This window comes from Bacillus sp. SIMBA_008 (genome assembly GCF_046535495.1).
Lineage (GTDB): Bacteria > Bacillota > Bacilli > Bacillales > Bacillaceae > Bacillus > Bacillus subtilis.
Map to the genome: position 1 here is coordinate 395,832 of NZ_JAWRWL010000002.1, position 17,992 is coordinate 413,823.

Here is a 17,992-nt window from a genome sequence, read left to right on the forward strand (position 1 = left end):
TTTTTTTACTCTTCATCAACAGGACATTGACATTGTCCGCAGCATGTTCCGTATAATGTTGTCACTTTCTCATCTTCAAAGTAATGAATGGCTTCGTTGCAATCTTGGCAAACAATCGTACCCATCTCTTATTCCCCATTTCTTTGAAATTTGAAAACGCTTAATTTCTTTTGTTGTTATCATATTAATATGTCACATTTAAAATGTCAACAATAAACTGTATAACACATTTAATTTTAGATCATCATATAGACCATGCTTTTCCATTTTCCCTCATACAATATCTTCTTCATACAGAAGCTTTACTCGATATATATGCCACAGCACATAATGTAATTTCACGTTTTCTTGAACTTTCATCCAAGAATGCAGCAAAAAATTCAATATACCCCAGGTTGCTATTTTAAACGATTGATATAATATGTAATCTCACTTTAAAAACGGTTTCAATTATATAACAATTAGGTAACAAGAAGCAGATTAAGCCGCCTCTCGTGATAAACTAAAGCTAGTTAACTACTGTTTATACAGAGGAGAAGATAGATGCGATATCGCGCGGTATTCCCCATGCTGATAATAGTATTTGCTTTATCGGGCTGTACGCTTTCCACCATCAATCCGATGAAAAAAAGCCGGATTGACAACATTCATCATACACAAATCCTGTTTTTTTCTGATGAGAACCAAATAGACCAGGAAGCGCCTTATTACGATGCACTGCTTGATTTAGAAAAAGATTATCCCGAGCAAATAGATAAAATGAAGGTCTATGATAAAAAAGAAGGCTGGGAAGATGAGATTGAAACTGTCCCTACCCTTATGGTTGTTGATCAGCGCCATGTCGTGGTGAAAATCGAGGGATGTGTGAAAAAGAAAGAAGACATCATTAAACCATTACAGCATGTGCTGTCAAAATAAAAAAACAGCCCCGCTTTGAGCGAGGGCTGTTTTTGATATGAAAATTATTTTACGATGTGAATCGGACTTCCGATTGCCACTTCAGCAGCTTCCATTGTGATTTCACCCAATGTTGGGTGAGCGTGAATTGTCATCGCGATATCTTCAGCAGTCATGCCGCCTTCAATCGCTAAGCTTAATTCAGAAATCATATCAGAAGCACTTGCTCCGGCGATTTGTGCACCGATCACAAGACCGTCCTCTTTACGAGTGATCAGCTTCATGAAGCCGTCTGTTTCGTTAAGAGAAAGCGCGCGGCCGTTTGCGGCAAATGGGAATTTAGCAGCAACAATGTCAAGACCTTCTTCTTTCGCCTGTGCTTCAGTGTAACCAACTGATGCAAGTTCAGGCTCAGAGAAAACAACCGCAGGAATACCAAGGTAATCGATTTCTGCAGGCTCTCCAGCGATAGCTTCTGCTGCGATTTTACCTTCGTAAGATGCTTTATGAGCAAGCGGCGGTCCTTCGATGATATCACCGATTGCATAAATGTTAGGTACGTTTGTGCGGCACTGTTTGTCAGTTTTCACGATACCGCGGTCCGTCATTTCGATACCGACTTGCTCAAGACCAAGCTCATCAGTGTTTGGACGGCGTCCTACTGTAATCAATACGTAATCAGCATCAACAGTTTTTTCTTCGCCTTTTACTTCGAAAGTAACTGTTACGCCGTCTGGTCTTTCTTCAACGCCTTTAGCCATCGCGTTTGTATGGATTTCAACGTTGCCTTTTTTCTTCAGTCTGCGTGTAACGAGAGAACTCATTTGTTTTTCGAAGCCAGGAAGAATTTCATCTCCGCCTTCTAGAATAACAAGTTCAGTACCGAAGTTAGCATACGCAGTTCCAAGTTCAGTTCCGATGTATCCGCCGCCGATAACAACGAGCTTTTTAGGAATTTCTTTAAGAGCCAAAGCGCCAGTTGAATTCAGGACACGCTCACTATATTTGAAGTTTGGCAATTCGATAGGACGAGAACCAGTAGCAATGATTGCGTTTTTAAACGTGTATGTTTGAGCAGAGTTCTCATCCATAACACGAACTGAATTGCTGTCTACAAAGTAAGCTTCACCTTTTACAACATCTACTTTGTTGCCTTTAAGAAGACCTGCTACACCGCCAGTAAGCTTGTTGACAACAGAAGCTTTCCATTCTTGAACTTTTGTGAAATCAACTGTTACATTCTCAGCAGTGATTCCCATGTCATCAGAATGTTTTGCATTCTCATAACGGTGACCTGCATTGATCAGCGCTTTTGAAGGGATACATCCAACGTTCAGACAAACGCCTCCAAGAGTTGCTTTTTCAACGACTGTTACTTTTTGTCCAAGCTGTGCAGCGCGGATGGCAGCTACATAGCCGCCAGGTCCCGCACCAATTACAAGAGTATCTGTTTCAATAGGGAAATCTCCTACTACCATAACATTACGCCTCCATTAAAATTAATTGTGGATCGTTCAGTAAACGCTTGATGTGATTTAATGCATTTTGCGCAGTTGCTCCGTCGATCATACGGTGGTCGAAGCTGAGAGAAAGAGCTAAGACTGGAGCTGCTACGATTTCGCCATCACGAACAATCGCTTTTTCTGCAATGCGTCCGATACCAAGAATCGCAACTTCTGGATGGTTGATAACCGGAGTGAACCATTGTCCGCCGGCAGAACCGATGTTTGTAATTGTGCAAGATGCGCCTTTCATTTCAGCTGGAGCAAGCTTGCCTTCACGAGCTTTTGTTGCAAGGCCATTGATCTCATCAGAAATTTCAAAGACAGATTTACGATCTGCATTTTTCACAACCGGTACAAGCAAGCCTTTTTCAGTGTCAGCAGCGATACCGATGTTGAAGTAATGTTTTTGGATGACTTCATCTGTTTTATCGTCAATTGACGTGTTTAAAACAGGGAATTTTTTCAGTGCAGATGTAAGAGCTTTTACAACATAAGGCAAGTAAGTCAGCTTGATTCCTTGATCAGCAGCAACCTGTTTGAACTGTTTACGATGTGCAACAAGGTTTGTTACGTCCACTTCGTCCATTAACGTTACGTGAGGAGCAGTGTGTTTAGAGTTAACCATCGCTTTTGCAATTGCTTTACGGATACCGCTCATTTTTTCGCGTGTTTCTGGGAATTCGCCCTCTGGAGCTGGTGCAGCAGCCGGTTTAGCAGCTGTTTCTTGTGGTGCAGCTGTTTCTTGCGGTGCAGCTTCTTGCGCTCCTCCGTTTACAAAGCTGTCGATATCTTCTTTTACAACACGTCCATTGTTGCCTGAACCAGTAACCTTACGGATGTCTACGCCTTTTTCACGAGCATATTTACGTACGGAAGGCATAGCGATCACGCGTTTGTTCGGGTCAACTTCAGCTTGATCCTGCTGTCCTGCGCCAGTAGCTTTTGCAGGCTCTTGAGCTTGCTCTTCTTTCGCAACGTCTTGTCCAGCTTCTGCAGTTGACTGAACTTGTGCTTCAGTTTTCGCATCGTCAGACTCGTCGCTGCCTTTAAATTGAAGATCTTCGTAACCAGGTGCATCAAACGTAATAATCGTTTGTCCAACAGTTGCAACCGTTCCCTCTTCAACTTTTAATTCTAATACTTTTCCTTTAACAGGTGAAGGAATTTCTACTACTGCTTTATCATTTTGGACTTCAGCCAGTACATCATCTTCGTCTACCTCGTCGTTAGGCTTGACAAACCATTTTACGATTTCGCCTTCGTGGATACCTTCCCCGATATCTGGAAGTTTAAATTCAAATGCCACAGTTCTCGACCTCCTAGTTTGATTAAGCAATTTTAAAATTTACATCGTAAGCATTGAAAACAGATATATAATAGAGGGAAAACGTTCATCTTCCCTCTCGATTATGCAGTTTGATTAAAATTCAAGCACTTTTCTTGCTGTTTCAAGAACGTCTTTATGGTTTGGAAGCCATACGCTCTCCGCTTGAGAGAAAGGAAATACTGTATCTGGCGCTGCAACGCGAAGTACAGGTGCTTCCAAGCTCAGGATCGCACGGTCATTAATTTCTGCTACTACGTTTGCAGCAATACCGGCTTGTTTTTGTGCCTCTTGAACGACAATCGCGCGTCCTGTTTTTTCTACAGAAGCGATAATTGTATCGATATCAAGTGGGCTTACTGTACGAAGGTCGACAACTTCAGCAGAAATGCCGTCTTTTTCAAGCTCCTCAGCAGCTTTTAATGATTCATGAACCATTGCGCCGTAAGTAATGATTGAAAGATCAGTACCTTCACGTTTCACGTCAGCTTTTCCAAGCTCAATTGTGTATTCTTCTTCAGGAACTTCCTGACGGAAAGAACGGTAAAGCTTCATATGCTCTAAGAAGACAACAGGATCATTGTCTCTGATCGCAGAAATTAAAAGTCCTTTGGCATCGTAAGGAGTTGATGGAATCACAACTTTGATACCAGGCTGTTGTGCAACAAGACCTTCCAAGCTGTCAGCGTGAAGTTCAGGAGTATGAACACCGCCGCCGAATGGAGAACGAATTGTTACAGGTGAAGTCCAGCGTCCGCCAGAACGGTAGCGCATACGAGCCATTTGGCCAGAAACTGAATCCATTACTTCATAAACAAATCCGAAGAATTGGATTTCCATTACCGGACGGAAGCCGTTTAAGCCTAAACCAAGGGCAAGACCGCCGATACCAGATTCAGCAAGTGGCGTGTCAAACACACGGTCTTCACCGAATTCTTTTTGCAATCCTTCTGTCGCACGGAATACGCCGCCGTTTACACCAACGTCTTCTCCGAAAACTAAGACATTTTCGTCATTTTTCAGTTCTGTGCGTAACGCATCCGTGATTGCTTGAATCATTGTCATTTGCGCCATGGCTTACTTCGACTCCTTCTGTGTATAAATTTCAAATTGCTCCTCAAGGTTGTGAGGCATTTTTTCGTACATGATTTTCATTAAATCAGTTACTTTTTGCTTCGGTTCAGCATCAGCTTTTTTGATCGCTTGCTTAATTTCTTCTTTCGCATCCTCAATCACTTTTGCTTCTTCTTCTTCAGACCATAAGCCTTTGTTTTCAAGGAACGCACGGAAGCGTACAAGCGGATCTTTTTGTTCCCACTCATTTTCGATTTCTTTTGTACGATATTTAGTAGGATCGTCACCAGCCATTGTGTGCGGGCCATAACGGAATGTAAGTGTTTCAATTAGTGTTGGACCTTCGCCGTTGATTGCACGCTCGCGTGCTTCAGCAGTTGCTGCGTATACAGCAAGCGGATCCATTCCGTCTACTTGTACGCCGACAATACCGGCAGCTACAGCTTTTTGTGCAATTGTTTCAGCTGCAGATTGTTTTTCAACAGGAGTTGAAATCGCATAACGGTTGTTTTGCACCACGAAGATTGCAGGTGCTTTATAAGCTCCGGCAAAGTTAATTCCTTCGTAGAAGTCCCCTTGAGAAGCTCCGCCGTCACCAGTGTAAGTGATTGCGACAGCTTTCTTACCGCGTTTTTTAAGACCTAGCGCAACACCGGCAGTTTGAATGTATTGAGCACCGATAATGATTTGTGGAGAAAGGGCATTCACATCATCAGGCATTTGGTTTCCTCTGAAATGTCCGCGAGAGAAAAGAAACGCTTGATATAATGGAAGGCCGTGCCAAATTAACTGAGGCACATCACGGTATCCAGGAAGAACAAAGTCTTCTTTTTCAAGCGCGAAATGCGTTGCAATCTGAGAAGCTTCTTGACCCGCAGTAGGAGCGTAAAATCCGAGACGTCCTTGACGGTTTAATGAGATAGAGCGTTGGTCAAGCACACGCGTAAATACCATGCGGCGCATTAGCTCTTTTAATTGATCATCAGTTAAATCAGGCATCGCCGCTTCATTCACGACTTCTCCCTTTTCATTTAAAATTTGGAACGTTTCGAACTGCTTTTTAATGGCATCAAATTGCTTCTTACTGTCAACGATAGCTTTTTTCGTTTTTGCAGCCATACTAAGTCACCTCTTCCTTTCTTTTAAACAGTCATTAGACGTGCATTCCTTTTATACATACAAACTTAGGGTACCCTAAAGTATCAGCAGTAAGTCGTATTATATTTTAGCCGATCCCCAGTTTGCCAAAACCTTTTATGTAGGATAGTTACACTCTGCTTTGAACTGTATTATTTCGAAGTTGTAAAAAACTAATACAACACCGCTTAACATGGATTAGTTTACACCAAATAAAGAAGAACCGTCAATCGTTTTCATCGCTGATTTTCAATAAATGTATTCGCTTTACATTTTCAACAAAAAAACAGATGCCAACCGCGCCCAAAACTGTACTAGTATACCTTACTATGCTGTACTACAATAGAAATGAAAATTTTGAATGAAATCCGAATCGCATTTCATTCAAAAAAGAGCTGATCGAGTCAGCTCTTTTTCACACGATAGCCTGCAGCATCATATAAATCTTCCCGGGCTTTATTATATTTTTCGGTTTGTTCATTAAATTCTCCGCTATATTTAAGGATCTTTTCATAAGAAGCATTGACTTTATCGATCTGCTGATCCAGATCATCTCTTGTCAAGTCTTTGTCTTTCAGCTGCATATACAGTTTTTTATTAAGCTCAAGCGCTTTTTTATACTCTTTATACATAGTGCCATATGATGTATATCTTTTCTCCATATGGTTTGCTGCGGCATCGGCCTTTTCTTTTATGTCTTTTTCCTTAATATGTTCCGCTGACGTTTTTGCTTCCTCAAATTCTGTTTCCGATTTTTTCATGCTGTCATTTTCAAGCTTTAGGTGTTCTTCGCGCTTGCTGACATTTTCAAGCGCCTTATTAGATAAAGCAACAATTTTTTTATAATCATCCATATTGAGCTTCATAACACTATCGTAAAGCTGATTTTCTTTGGCCTCTAATTCTTTGAGTGTGTTTTGTTCTTCTTGAAACGGCTTTTCCGATTCCGCGGCTTTTTCTAATGAATGATGAAGTGAATCAACCGGGTCCTGTCCCATGCATCCTGTTAATATCAGTGCCATGGCACAAAAAGCTCCGATCTTGATTCCAGGCCTCCGTTTTATAGCGTCTTTCACGTTAAATCCCCCAATCTTGACAATTTCTACTATAGAATCCATGGGGACATTTGGCAATAGTCGTGCTGTATTAATGCAATACTGAAATTAAATCAAAAAAGTGAAAAATCAGGACAGATGACCATACAACTTTTTTGTTTTTACATAGGTTATATTAGACGCTATGCCTACTTATAAAGGCTCTGGCGTAATTAAAAGAGGAGGTTATGTAATATGTATGGATATGGTTACGGCGGAGGCTGCTGCAGTTATGGTGGTTACGGATATGGTGGCTGCGGATATGGCTACGGCCGCACCTTTGCGCTAATCGTTGTTTTATTCATTCTGTTAATCATTGTCGGAGCTGCTTATTTAGGCGGAGGCTGTTGCTAACCACACAGCATGAAATTGACCAGCCATATACGGCTGGTCATTCGTTTCGTTGCACCTTTGTGAAGAAATCCGATATAATTTACATATTAAGCTTTAGGAGTGAAGTTTCTTGATTACTATGGAAAACATCGTACGTGACGGCCATCCAGCCCTCAGAGAGACTGCCGAACCTGTTGAGCTGCCTCCAACTGATGCAGAAAAACAGCAGCTGGCCGACATGATCGAATTTGTTAAAAACAGCCAAAATCCTGAATTAGCCGAAAAATACAAGCTGCGCCCTGGCGTAGGACTCGCAGCTCCTCAAATTAATATCAAAAAACGAATGATCGCCGTTCATGCGGAAGATGCTTCCGGTAAATTATACAGCTATGCTCTGTTTAATCCTAAGATCGTCAGCCATTCAGTTGAAAAAAGCTACTTAACAAGCGGCGAGGGCTGCCTCTCTGTGGATGAAGCGATTCCCGGTTATGTTCCCCGCTATTCTCGCATCAGAGTAAAAGGAACAACACTAGAAGGCGAAAATATTGATATTCGTTTAAAAGGATTTCCGGCTATTGTGTTTCAGCATGAGATCGATCATTTGAACGGTGTTATGTTCTATGATCATATTGATAAGGAAAATCCTTTCAAAGAACCTGAAAATGCAATCGCAATTGAGCGCTAATAGAAAAAGCGGCTGGCACAATGCCAGCCGTTTCTTTATTTTAAAAGGCCCAATTCTTTGACAGCGTATGCAATTCCATCCTCGTCCACCGGTTTTGTTACAAAGTCCGCGATTTCTTTCAGTTCGGGAACAGCATTTCCCATAGCAACGCCTGTCCCAACATATTCAATCATTTGCAGATCATTTAATCCGTCGCCGAAAGCATATGTATCGCCGATATCAAACGGAAGACGCTCAATCACTTTTTTGATTCCTTCTGCCTTCGAACCTCCGTGCGGCAGAACATCAGTCGATAGCTCATGCCAGCGAACTAGATCAAACTCAGGAAAAGCGGCATAAGCTTTTTCTTCTTCATCCTGACAAAATAAAAGAAGCTGAAAAATTTCTTTTCCTTCATAAAAAAGGTCATCGGTCTCTGGGTAATCGGTTTTAAGGCTGCCGATTCCCTCGAGAACATGAGGGTGATCCGCAACAGTCGCTTTCATCGTGTCCTCAGCCATAAACACAACAGGATGCTTGCCTTCATCCGCCTGCTTTAATAATCGCCTGATTGCATCTTTAGGCAGCGGATTTTTATAAATCACTTGATTTTCAAAGACAACAAACTGTCCATTGTAGGAAATAAATGAGTGGATGCCCAGCTCCTCCAAAATCGGCTTAACCAAAAATGGAGATCGGCCGCTGGCAATAAACACATGATGCCCTTGGCGCTGCAGCTCCGCCACGGTTTTTCTCGTACTTTCCGGTATATTCTTATCATGATCATATATTGTGCCGTCAATATCAAAAAAGATTAATTTTGAATCCATCGCAACTTCCCCTTTATCGTCTTGGTCTGCAATTCCCACCCTCATCATACAAAAAGATTGTCATTCAGCAAACAATTTCGTTCAAAAATCATATTAAATTCCATTTATAACCACGAAAAGTCTTCCTCAATCTCCGTATACTATTTGTATAAAAGAACTCTGGGACAAATATTTTAATAAAGGAGGAACTGGCTAATGCTGCGTAAATTAAGAAAGAAACTCAGAAGACAATGGAACGGAATGCTCCGTAAGAAAGCAATTGCCTGACAAGGGATCTTTCACTTTTTGAGAGATCCTTATTTTGCTCAAGGCTTTCCTTATATTCCGTTTTCGAATATAATAGAATGAGCGAGTCTAACATACGGCATTTAAGGAGAGATTTGGAATGATTTATAAGGTATTTTATCAAGAGAAGGCTGACGAAGTACCTGTTCGGGAAAAGACAGATTCACTTTATATTGAAGGCGTATCTGAGCGTGACGTCAGAACAAAGCTGAAAGAAAAGAAATTTAATATTGAGTTTATTACACCTGTTGATGGTGCATTCTTAGAATATGAACAACAGAGCGAAAATTTTAAAGTATTGGAGTTATGAGCGGTATGAAATTTGTAAAAAATGATCAGACTGCTGTTTTCGCCCTCGGAGGTTTGGGCGAAATCGGTAAAAATACGTACGCGGTGCAATTCCAGGATGAAATTGTGCTGATTGATGCGGGGATCAAGTTTCCCGAGGACGAACTGCTCGGAATTGACTACGTCATCCCTGATTATACGTATTTAGTCAAAAACGAAGATAAAATTAAAGGGCTTTTTATCACCCACGGGCACGAAGACCACATCGGCGGTATTCCATACCTGCTCAGACAAGTGAATATTCCTGTATACGGCGGAAAACTCGCGATCGGCTTACTTCGGAATAAACTTGAAGAGCATGGATTATTGAGACAGACGAAACTGAACATTATCGGCGAGGATGATATTGTAAAGTTCCGCAAAACGGCTGTGTCATTCTTCAGAACAACACACAGTATTCCGGATTCCTACGGCATTGTTGTAAAAACGCCGCCCGGAAACATCGTACATACTGGGGATTTCAAATTCGACTTTACTCCAGTCGGCGAGCCGGCAAACTTAACGAAAATGGCCGAAATCGGTAAAGAAGGCGTTTTGTGCCTTCTTTCAGACAGCACAAACAGTGAAAATCCGGAGTTTACCATGTCTGAGCGCCGTGTAGGAGAAAGCATTCATGACATTTTCCGCAAGGTGGACGGCCGAATTATCTTCGCTACATTTGCGTCGAATATTCACCGCTTGCAGCAGGTAATTGAAGCTGCTGTACAAAATGGAAGAAAAGTTGCCGTATTTGGACGCAGTATGGAATCGGCTATCGAAATTGGACAGACACTCGGTTATATTAACTGTCCTAAAAATACGTTTATTGAGCATAACGAAATCAATCGTATGCCTGCTAATAAAGTAACAATTTTATGTACAGGAAGCCAAGGGGAACCAATGGCGGCGTTATCAAGAATTGCAAACGGCACACACCGCCAAATTTCAATCAATCCTGGGGATACAGTCGTATTTTCTTCATCCCCTATCCCAGGCAACACAATCAGCGTGAGTCGAACAATCAACCAGCTGTATCGTGCGGGTGCTGAGGTTATTCACGGCCCTCTTAACGATATCCATACATCCGGTCACGGCGGACAGGAAGAACAGAAGCTGATGCTTCGTTTAATCAAGCCTAAATTCTTCATGCCGATTCACGGTGAGTACAGAATGCAAAAGATGCATGTCAAACTTGCAACAGATTGTGGCATCCCAGAGGAAAACTGCTTTATCATGGATAATGGTGAAGTATTAGCGCTTAAAGGCGACGAGGCTTCAGTTGCAGGAAAAATCCCGTCCGGTTCAGTGTACATTGACGGAAGCGGTATCGGTGATATTGGCAATATCGTACTTCGTGATCGCAGAATTCTCTCTGAAGAAGGACTTGTCATCGTTGTTGTCAGCATTGACATGGACGACTTCAAGATTTCAGCGGGCCCAGATTTGATTTCCAGAGGATTTGTGTACATGAGAGAATCTGGCGACTTGATCAACGACGCTCAAGAGCTCATTTCAAATCACTTACAAAAAGTAATGGAACGAAAAACGACTCAATGGTCTGAAATCAAAAACGAGATTACAGACACGCTTGCACCTTTCTTGTACGAAAAAACAAAGCGCCGTCCAATGATCCTGCCGATCATTATGGAGGTTTAAAAAAAGAGGCACTCCCTAAGGGAGTGCCTCTTTTTATTGCAGTGATATGTGTTGAAATGATTTTACATCGAATAAGCCCGTAGTCGTCATTTTAATATCAGGAATGACAGGCAACGCTAAAAACGACAATGTCAAAAATGGATTAAATCCGCCTGTGAAACCGATTAACGGCAATTTATCATGAAGCGTCAGCAAGCTTTGATTCACTTGCTCTGCAGATTGGTCGGATAATAACCCTGCAATCGGCAGCGGTACTGAATGGAGCTCTTCCCCATTTTTTATAATCGTTAATCCTCCGCCAATTTCCTGCAGCTTATTAACTGCCGCCGCGATATCCTCATCATTCGTTCCGACAGCAATAATATTATGGGAGTCGTGTGAAATGGTTGTGGCAATCGCTCCGCTCTTGAATCCAAAACCTTTCACAACACCAAGTCCGGTTTCTTTTAATCCTTTATGCCGCTCAACAACTGCAATCTTTAACAAATCAAGCTCAGTGTCAGGCTCAAATTCGCGGGCAACAGGAGCCGGAACTTGTACTAATCTTGTTTCAAGCTGATTTGGTATGATTTGAATGACATTGATCTGCTGCTCTGAATCGATTGGCATATGAAAATCCTGTTTGTTAAGAGGATCAGCAAGCTTAACAGAATCAAGCAGTGCCTGATCTGGTGCTGCAGTTGAAGCATAATCATGATAGACCGCTTTGCTGTCTTCAGCAACAGTCTGCCCTTTTACCATCGTCATTGTGACAGTGACATTTTCCAGATCAGATACAAAGAGCAAATCAGCGTCAAAACCCGGGGCAATCGCTCCCTTTGTATCTAATCCGTAGCATTCGGCCGCATTGAGGCTTCCTAATTGATAGGCTAAAAACGGATCAAGTCCGGCTTGAATCGCCATTTTCACCTGATGGTTTACACTTCCCTCTGACAATAAATCATCCACATGCTTATCATCCGTACAAAAAAAGAACCGGCGTGCGTTCTTTTCATTCACCGCCGGCAGCACATTGAGCGTGTTTTTGGCGACTGATCCTTCACGCATCATGACATACATGCCCCTTCTGATACGATCAAGGGCTTCTTCCTTCGATGTTACTTCATGGTCATTTAAGACAAATGCGGTTCTGTAAATGTTAATGAGGTCTGTTGATAAACCAGCTAAATGACCGTCTATCCGTTTTCCTGCAACACGGGCATCGAGCAGTTTCTGAACCATGTCTTCTTCAGCCTGCTGAACCGACACATAATCCATAACTTCAGCCAGTCCTAATACTTCTTCTTCTTCATAAAAAGGCTTGAGATCTGCAGCTTTAAGAATTGCGCCTGATCGCTCAAAACTTGCGGCAGGCACACTGGAAGGAAGCATAAAATGGATATTCAGCGGTGTATGCCGAGCTTGTTCAAGCATAAACACAATCCCTTTTTCACCAGACACATTCGCGATCTCATGCGGATCTGTAACAACCGTCGTCACGCCATGAGGCAACACTGCTTTAGCGAACTCAATCGGTGTAACCATTGACGACTCAATATGTACATGTCCATCAATAAAACCCGGAACAATCATTTGTCCCTCTGCATCAATGGTATTTTCACCTTCATACTCACCGAGGCCTACAATAACTCCATCTGTAATCGCAATATCTTCATATATCCATTCTTGATTATATACGTCCATGATTTTTCCGTTCTTAATGACGATATCAGCTTTTTGTCTTTGGGCTGAAGCATTCAGCCTATTGACTAGCGCTTCTTTATTCAAATAGGCCCCTCCTCTTTTTTATTATATGGTACAATATGCTATCGGAACGCCTGTGCTTAGTCAATGAAATTTTAAGAAATTGGCGCTCAGTTCATTAAAGTTGTTATATTCTGATAATATGAAAAACCGCCCTTTGAGGACGGCTTATTTGACTGCTATTTAGTATGAAGAACTCTTTTTTCAAAACGGGAGATGTCTGTAACTGATCCAATAACAATGAGTATATCTTCTTGGTGGATGACTTCGGTTGCAAGCGGTGATACGATGACTTCCTTGCCCCTTTTTATGGCTACGATATTAATACCGTATTTTGCGCGAATATCTAAATCGAGAAGTGTATTTCCAGCCAGGCGGCTGTTAGCTACGATTTCAACAAGACTATGCTCTTCAGACAGCTCCAAATAGTCAAGTACATTGTTGGACACGATATTATGCGCAATTCGTTTTGCCATATCGCGTTCTGGGTGGACGATGTGATCCGCGCCAATTTTAGACAGCACTTTTTCGTGATAATCGTTCTGCGCTTTAACTGTAATCGTATGGACGCCAAGTTCTTTCAGAATGAGTGTCGTTAAAATACTCGCTTGAATATTTTCCCCGATTGCTACAATAACGTGGTCAAAATTTCGCAGGCCTAAATTTTTCAGGACAGATTCGTCTGTCGAATCACCGATAACTGCGTGAGATGCAATCTTGGCATACTCGTTGACTTTATCTTCATCGATATCCATTGCCATAACCTCGACGCCTTCTTCGCTTAATGCTTTGCAAATACTGCCACCAAAACGGCCCAGCCCAATTACCGCAAATTCTTTTTTCATCGTGGTGCTCCTTTATATGACATGATATTGATCAAATTTTATCATATTCTTTTGTTACAGTGTTATCCTTTTGGCAGCGAATTCATATGCCGCTTGAGCTTTTCAGTAAACTCAGGCGACAAATACAGCTCCGCTCCGCGTTCGATTTCAATCTGATAGTGCTGAGGCGGGGCAATTTCCGCTTCTTTTTGGAGGACGAGAAAGGTTAAGCAGTCTTTGTAGTGCCTACCGCCAGCTTCAACGTCTACAAATGCCGGCCGATACGTAAGAGATTCGACGCCCTCCCTTTTATATAGATAGGAGAGAGCAGAATAAGGGATACGGTATAAAACGCCTTCTGTTGTTCCTCCGTCTTCCAACATGTCCGCTCTTGAACCGTCATCCCTTTTTAGCGTGAAGCGGGTTGTGTATCCTTTTAAAACAGCCCTTCCTACTGTATCTTGAAAATAGTGATCGACTCCCGCTTTTTGAAAGCGGGCATTATCCATGCATGATCCATAGGCAAAATAATAAATGGGATTTTTCGATTTGCTGATCATCTGATGTTCTTTCCAGTCGCCGCTGCTTATTTTCGTAAAGCCGGCAAACCCGTCTTTGTTCATAAAATAAATAAGCGCATTTTTAATCCCGACATCCGTTTCTACAAACACCGTTTGTTTATGATATCCTTGAAAAAATTGATCGAGCTTATGTATACACAATTCATCTGCTTCATATACTTCGCCGTATATATAGCCTTCACCATTTAAAACAGCTGTGGGCCCCTCTTTTGCAGCAAACAAACTTCCCTTTGTTCTCGCCTGCTCATTGATACATGCCGATTGTGCCAGCAAATGATGGTTTTTTTCATGCTTTCTTAATGTCCCGTATACAAACAGAAGCGAGTTCACTTTATTTTTCTCCTCTCAGCTGTCTGATTTTAAAGGCAAAACCACTTGAAAGACGCTGCCTTTTCCAGCTTCACTTTCGATTTTCAATTCCCCGTCATGTTCCTTCAGGATTCTCAAACAAATGGGAAGTCCCAGTCCAGTGCCCTTTTCTTTTGTTGAATAAAAAGGTTTGCCAATCTGCTTCAGCTTTTCCTGCGGCATGCCGTTTCCTTCATCCTTTACGCTTATCACTGCATGAGAGGCGGTTTTAGCAGTTGAAATGGTTACGACACCACCCTTTGGCATTGCCTCAATTCCGTTTTTAATGATGTTGATAAAGACCTGCTTCAGCTGATTTTCGTCTCCATTAATCATACAGCCATCTGTCTCTTTGAAATTTTTCTCTATGACGATATTGGACAGAATTGCATTGGTATCAAGCAATGTCGTGACTTGTTTCAAGATCTCATTAAGCTGGTGTGTTTTAAATCTGATTGCCTGCGGTTTTGCAAGCAGCAGCAGCTCGCTGAGCACTAAATCGATTCTTTTAATCTCTGAAAAGATGATGTCAAAATAGTCTTTTCTGTCCGGATATTGTGTTTTCATAATCTGGAGGAAACCGCTGACAGATGTTAAAGGGTTTCTGACCTCATGAGCAATACCTGCGGCAAGTTCACTTGTGATTGATAGTTTCTGGGATTCCCTCGCCAGCCGTTCATTAATCTCAATGAGCTCATCTTCAGCCTCTTTCCGCTCAGTGATATCTGACATTGTACCCAGGCTGCCTGTAAATTGGTCATCCCGGTCATAGTAAAGTTTATAATGAACTTCTCCCCAAAAAATCGTGCCGTTCTTTGTCACGTATTTTGCCGTAAACATGCCAGAAGACGCTTTGTTTTGGATTTGGGTGTTAATGTGGTCGGCTACGTGCTTTTCTTTTATGAAGTAATCGTTATACATTGTTCCCATACATTCACTGATTGAAAAGCCGGTTATTGATGCCCACGCTTGGTTTAAATATGTAATTTCGCCTTTTGCATTCGTTTGAAATACGATTTCCTGCAAATTATCCATGATGCGGTTTTTTTCTTCAGAAAGCTGTTTATACTTCCATTCGTTATCCTTCATTTTCTTAACCAGCTGCTGTTTCTCATCAATATAATAAGCCAGCATCCAGACACTTACCAGCGTGACTGCAGTATACACAATATCAACAGGCCAATTAATCGGGTTTTTGCCTATAAAATAAAATAAATAATCCCAAAACATTATAAAAATCATTGCCAAAATGATGGAAATGATACGAGCTTGATATTTTCTCATATGACCACCTGCCGCTTGTGTTTCTCTACTTATTGTACCATTCTTCGACAAATAATTGAGTAAAATATGTAAAGTATCCCAAATCATTCATTACCAAATATCTTGATGTCATATCTTAGGCGGCGGTAATCAAAAATTGGCACGCAAAAAAGGCGGAGGTGATATCACTCCGCCTTTTTTAGCATAATTTTATTCTTTTAAAGCGGCTTGAATTTCTTCGAGAAGCAGCTGTGCACCCTCAGGGCTTAGCGTAATTTTACCGTTGCCGTATTCTTTATTTTCTGAAGTGATTTCTCCAGTCATTAAACAAACGCCATGAGGTTTGTACTTTTTCAAGATAATTTTATCTCCGTCAACAAAAAACTCAATGCTGTCTTTTATGGCAATATCCAATGCCCGTCTCAACTCAATCGGCATGACAATGCGGCCTAATTCATCTACTTTTCTCACAACACCTATTGATTTCATAAAAACCCTTCTTCCTTTAAATGTTTCTTTTCTCATGTAATGTTTTAAGGATGTACCTCAATATATCGTAGACGAATGAAACTTTGAAAAAGTTTCCCGCTTTCTATAAGAATTACAAGATATTTTTTCCATAAAACTGAAAAATGTATTACTTCTGTTACACAGTTCCTTGATTTTTTACAAAAACATTTCTTTACCGACGCACACCCCCAAAAATCGCAGTATTTCTGAGAAACTTTAAATGTAGAATCATATTAAATTAGGATAGAGATTGGGTGAAAACATGTTTCAATCAACTGAAATCGGGATTGACTTAGGAACAGCTAATATACTTGTTTACAGCAAAAATAAAGGGATTATCCTAAATGAACCATCTGTTGTCGCAGTGGATACGACGACAAAAGCAGTGCTTGCAATCGGAGCTGATGCGAAAAACATGATCGGTAAAACACCGGGAAAAATTGTCGCTGTCAGACCGATGAAAGATGGCGTGATCGCAGACTATGATATGACAACTGACCTGCTAAAGCACATTATGAAAAAAGCCGCAAAAAGCATCGGCATGTCGTTCAGAAAACCGAACGTAGTCGTTTGCACACCATCAGGCTCAACAGCAGTAGAACGCCGCGCCATCAGTGATGCGGTGAAAAATTGCGGCGCGAAAAACGTTCATTTAATCGAAGAGCCAGTTGCAGCCGCCATCGGAGCGGATTTACCGGTTGATGAGCCGGTTGCCAATGTGGTAGTAGATATCGGCGGAGGGACGACAGAGGTCGCTATTATTTCCTTCGGTGGCGTTGTTTCCTGCCATTCTATCAGGATCGGCGGAGACCAGCTTGATGAGGATATCGTTTCTTTCGTCCGTAAAAAATACAATTTGCTGATCGGCGAACGCACAGCTGAGCAGGTAAAAATGGAAATTGGCCATGCTCTGATTGAACATATACCAGAGGCAATGGAAATTCGGGGACGCGACCTCGTGACAGGTCTTCCAAAAACCATTATGCTTCAATCCAACGAAATTCAAGATGCAATGCGTGAATCCCTCCTGCATATTCTTGAAGCCATCAGAGCGACACTTGAGGACTGTCCGCCTGAATTGAGCGGAGATATTGTTGATCGCGGCGTTATTTTAACAGGCGGCGGCGCGCTCCTTAATGGAATTAAAGAATGGCTCACAGAAGAGATTGTCGTGCCTGTACACGTGGCGCAAAACCCGCTTGAATCTGTAGCAATCGGCACAGGCCGTTCTTTAGAAGTGATTGATAAGCTGCAAAAGGCAATTAAATAGTCTTTACCCGCAAAATTCTCACACGCGGCAAATTTCTTGCTTCTTTTTTCCTCACTTCCTTCATATTGTGGGAAATGGAGAAACGTTAAGGAGGAAACAGATGCTAAGAGATTTAGGAAGAAGAGTAGCGATCGCAGCCATTTTAAGCGGAATTATTCTTGGAGGCATGAGCATTTCTTTGGCAAATATGCCTCATTCGCCTGCAGGCGGCACTGTAAAACTGAATCATCCATAATATTGAAAAACCCAAGACGTGTCGTTTTGGGTTTTTCACTTTGGGCTCCTTCTTTCCTTTATAGGATCATATTTGATATGATGAGAAAAAAG

Annotated in this window: 19 protein-coding genes; 7 read left to right on the forward strand and 12 right to left on the reverse strand. The window is 41.7% G+C overall.

Annotated elements, in window-relative coordinates:
- Positions 1-5 precede the first annotated feature (5 nt).
- A complete protein-coding gene (locus SB658_RS07425) occupies positions 6-125 on the reverse strand; it encodes a GapA-binding peptide SR1P (RefSeq protein WP_003232305.1) in 120 nt (39 codons plus the stop codon).
- Between the two features lie 418 nt (positions 126-543).
- Here SB658_RS07425 and slp point away from each other — a divergent pair, with 418 nt between their 5' ends.
- Positions 544-918, forward strand: a complete 375-nt coding sequence (gene slp, locus SB658_RS07430; RefSeq protein WP_003245672.1) for a peptidoglycan-associated lipoprotein Slp — start codon at positions 544-546, stop codon at positions 916-918.
- Positions 919-962: 44 nt separating this feature from the next.
- Here slp and lpdA read toward each other — a convergent pair whose 3' ends face one another.
- The 5 genes from lpdA to SB658_RS07455 form a co-directional block, all read right to left on the reverse strand.
- Positions 963-2,375: a dihydrolipoyl dehydrogenase gene (lpdA, locus tag SB658_RS07435; protein WP_003232309.1), complete on the reverse strand. Its 1,413-nt coding sequence runs from the start codon at positions 2,373-2,375 to the stop codon at positions 963-965.
- Between the two features lie 4 nt (positions 2,376-2,379).
- Positions 2,380-3,708: a pyruvate dehydrogenase complex dihydrolipoyllysine-residue acetyltransferase gene (pdhC, locus tag SB658_RS07440; RefSeq protein WP_003232311.1), complete on the reverse strand. Its 1,329-nt coding sequence runs from the start codon at positions 3,706-3,708 to the stop codon at positions 2,380-2,382.
- Positions 3,709-3,822: 114 nt separating this feature from the next.
- The gene (gene pdhB / locus SB658_RS07445; RefSeq protein WP_014113660.1) at positions 3,823-4,800 is read right to left on the reverse strand and encodes a pyruvate dehydrogenase complex E1 component subunit beta; all 978 of its coding nucleotides are present in this window, start codon (positions 4,798-4,800) and stop codon (positions 3,823-3,825) included.
- 3 nt (positions 4,801-4,803) lie between these two features.
- Positions 4,804-5,919, reverse strand: coding sequence for a pyruvate dehydrogenase (acetyl-transferring) E1 component subunit alpha (gene pdhA / locus SB658_RS07450; RefSeq protein WP_003222294.1), 1,116 nt, complete (start codon positions 5,917-5,919; stop codon positions 4,804-4,806).
- A 422-nt stretch (positions 5,920-6,341) separates the two neighbouring features.
- The gene (locus SB658_RS07455; protein WP_009967146.1) at positions 6,342-7,013 is read right to left on the reverse strand and encodes a YkyA family protein; all 672 of its coding nucleotides are present in this window, start codon (positions 7,011-7,013) and stop codon (positions 6,342-6,344) included.
- Positions 7,014-7,226: 213 nt separating this feature from the next.
- On the opposite strand from SB658_RS07455, the gene SB658_RS07460 reads away from it, so the two are divergent.
- Positions 7,227-7,385 carry a YjcZ family sporulation protein gene (locus SB658_RS07460; RefSeq protein ID WP_003232317.1) on the forward strand — a complete coding sequence of 53 codons (159 nt, stop codon included), beginning with the start codon at positions 7,227-7,229 and terminating at the stop codon, positions 7,383-7,385.
- A 109-nt stretch (positions 7,386-7,494) separates the two neighbouring features.
- Positions 7,495-8,049, forward strand: a complete 555-nt coding sequence (gene def, locus SB658_RS07465; RefSeq protein WP_015715824.1) for a peptide deformylase — start codon at positions 7,495-7,497, stop codon at positions 8,047-8,049.
- Between the two features lie 35 nt (positions 8,050-8,084).
- On the opposite strand, the gene SB658_RS07470 is transcribed toward def, so the two are convergent.
- Positions 8,085-8,858 carry a Cof-type HAD-IIB family hydrolase gene (locus tag SB658_RS07470; protein ID WP_015715823.1) on the reverse strand — a complete coding sequence of 258 codons (774 nt, stop codon included), beginning with the start codon at positions 8,856-8,858 and terminating at the stop codon, positions 8,085-8,087.
- A gap of 385 nt (positions 8,859-9,243) precedes the next feature.
- Here SB658_RS07470 and rnpZA point away from each other — a divergent pair, with 385 nt between their 5' ends.
- Together rnpZA and rnjA are read left to right on the forward strand one after the other, a co-directional pair.
- A complete protein-coding gene (gene rnpZA, locus SB658_RS07475; protein WP_003222303.1) occupies positions 9,244-9,453 on the forward strand; it encodes an RNA polymerase subunit omega 1 in 210 nt (69 codons plus the stop codon).
- 5 nt (positions 9,454-9,458) lie between these two features.
- Complete coding sequence (rnjA, locus tag SB658_RS07480; protein WP_003245660.1) at positions 9,459-11,126, forward strand: ribonuclease J1; 1,668 nt, start codon at positions 9,459-9,461, stop codon at positions 11,124-11,126.
- Positions 11,127-11,159: 33 nt separating this feature from the next.
- Here the strand turns inward: rnjA and ade are convergent, their stop codons facing one another.
- The 5 genes from ade to abhA all read right to left on the reverse strand — a co-directional run bounded on the left by ade (position 11,160) and on the right by abhA (position 16,374).
- On the reverse strand, positions 11,160-12,893 hold the full coding sequence (gene ade, locus SB658_RS07485; RefSeq protein ID WP_015715822.1) for an adenine deaminase: 1,734 nt from the start codon (positions 12,891-12,893) through the stop codon (positions 11,160-11,162).
- A 155-nt stretch (positions 12,894-13,048) separates the two neighbouring features.
- Entirely contained in the window at positions 13,049-13,714 is a 666-nt protein-coding gene (ktrC, locus tag SB658_RS07490; protein WP_003222311.1) for a Ktr system potassium transporter KtrC, read from the reverse strand.
- A gap of 62 nt (positions 13,715-13,776) precedes the next feature.
- On the reverse strand, positions 13,777-14,604 hold the full coding sequence (locus SB658_RS07495) for a gamma-glutamylcyclotransferase family protein (RefSeq protein ID WP_046160350.1): 828 nt from the start codon (positions 14,602-14,604) through the stop codon (positions 13,777-13,779).
- 15 nt (positions 14,605-14,619) lie between these two features.
- Complete coding sequence (gene kinC / locus SB658_RS07500) at positions 14,620-15,906, reverse strand: two-component sensor histidine kinase KinC (protein ID WP_021479369.1); 1,287 nt, start codon at positions 15,904-15,906, stop codon at positions 14,620-14,622.
- 189 nt (positions 15,907-16,095) lie between these two features.
- Positions 16,096-16,374, reverse strand: a complete 279-nt coding sequence (gene abhA / locus SB658_RS07505; RefSeq protein ID WP_003244728.1) for a transcriptional regulator AbhA — start codon at positions 16,372-16,374, stop codon at positions 16,096-16,098.
- Positions 16,375-16,657: 283 nt separating this feature from the next.
- On the opposite strand from abhA, the gene mreBH reads away from it, so the two are divergent.
- On the forward strand, positions 16,658-17,665 hold the full coding sequence (gene mreBH, locus SB658_RS07510) for a cell shape-determining protein MreBH (protein ID WP_003245743.1): 1,008 nt from the start codon (positions 16,658-16,660) through the stop codon (positions 17,663-17,665).
- A gap of 100 nt (positions 17,666-17,765) precedes the next feature.
- The gene (locus SB658_RS07515) at positions 17,766-17,900 is read left to right on the forward strand and encodes a protein YkpC (protein ID WP_003238865.1); all 135 of its coding nucleotides are present in this window, start codon (positions 17,766-17,768) and stop codon (positions 17,898-17,900) included.
- Positions 17,901-17,992 lie beyond the last annotated feature (92 nt).

Bases quoted from the DNA above. Each gene is read 5' to 3' on its own strand.
- rnjA (WP_003245660.1), top strand. From the start codon at position 9,459: ATGAAATTTGTAAAAAATGATCAGACTGCTGTTTTCGCCCTCGGAGGT.
- SB658_RS07470 (WP_015715823.1), bottom strand. From the start codon at position 8,858: ATGGATTCAAAATTAATCTTTTTTGATATTGACGGCACAATATATGAT.
- rnpZA (WP_003222303.1), top strand. From the start codon at position 9,244: ATGATTTATAAGGTATTTTATCAAGAGAAGGCTGACGAAGTACCTGTT.
- lpdA (WP_003232309.1), bottom strand. From the start codon at position 2,375: ATGGTAGTAGGAGATTTCCCTATTGAAACAGATACTCTTGTAATTGGT.
- kinC (WP_021479369.1), bottom strand. From the start codon at position 15,906: ATGAGAAAATATCAAGCTCGTATCATTTCCATCATTTTGGCAATGATT.
- ktrC (WP_003222311.1), bottom strand. From the start codon at position 13,714: ATGAAAAAAGAATTTGCGGTAATTGGGCTGGGCCGTTTTGGTGGCAGT.
- slp (WP_003245672.1), top strand. From the start codon at position 544: ATGCGATATCGCGCGGTATTCCCCATGCTGATAATAGTATTTGCTTTA.
- pdhA (WP_003222294.1), bottom strand. From the start codon at position 5,919: ATGGCTGCAAAAACGAAAAAAGCTATCGTTGACAGTAAGAAGCAATTT.
- SB658_RS07460 (WP_003232317.1), top strand. From the start codon at position 7,227: ATGTATGGATATGGTTACGGCGGAGGCTGCTGCAGTTATGGTGGTTAC.
- abhA (WP_003244728.1), bottom strand. From the start codon at position 16,374: ATGAAATCAATAGGTGTTGTGAGAAAAGTAGATGAATTAGGCCGCATT.
- SB658_RS07425 (WP_003232305.1), bottom strand. From the start codon at position 125: ATGGGTACGATTGTTTGCCAAGATTGCAACGAAGCCATTCATTACTTT.
- mreBH (WP_003245743.1), top strand. From the start codon at position 16,658: ATGTTTCAATCAACTGAAATCGGGATTGACTTAGGAACAGCTAATATA.
- pdhB (WP_014113660.1), bottom strand. From the start codon at position 4,800: ATGGCGCAAATGACAATGATTCAAGCAATCACGGATGCGTTACGCACA.
- SB658_RS07515 (WP_003238865.1), top strand. From the start codon at position 17,766: ATGCTAAGAGATTTAGGAAGAAGAGTAGCGATCGCAGCCATTTTAAGC.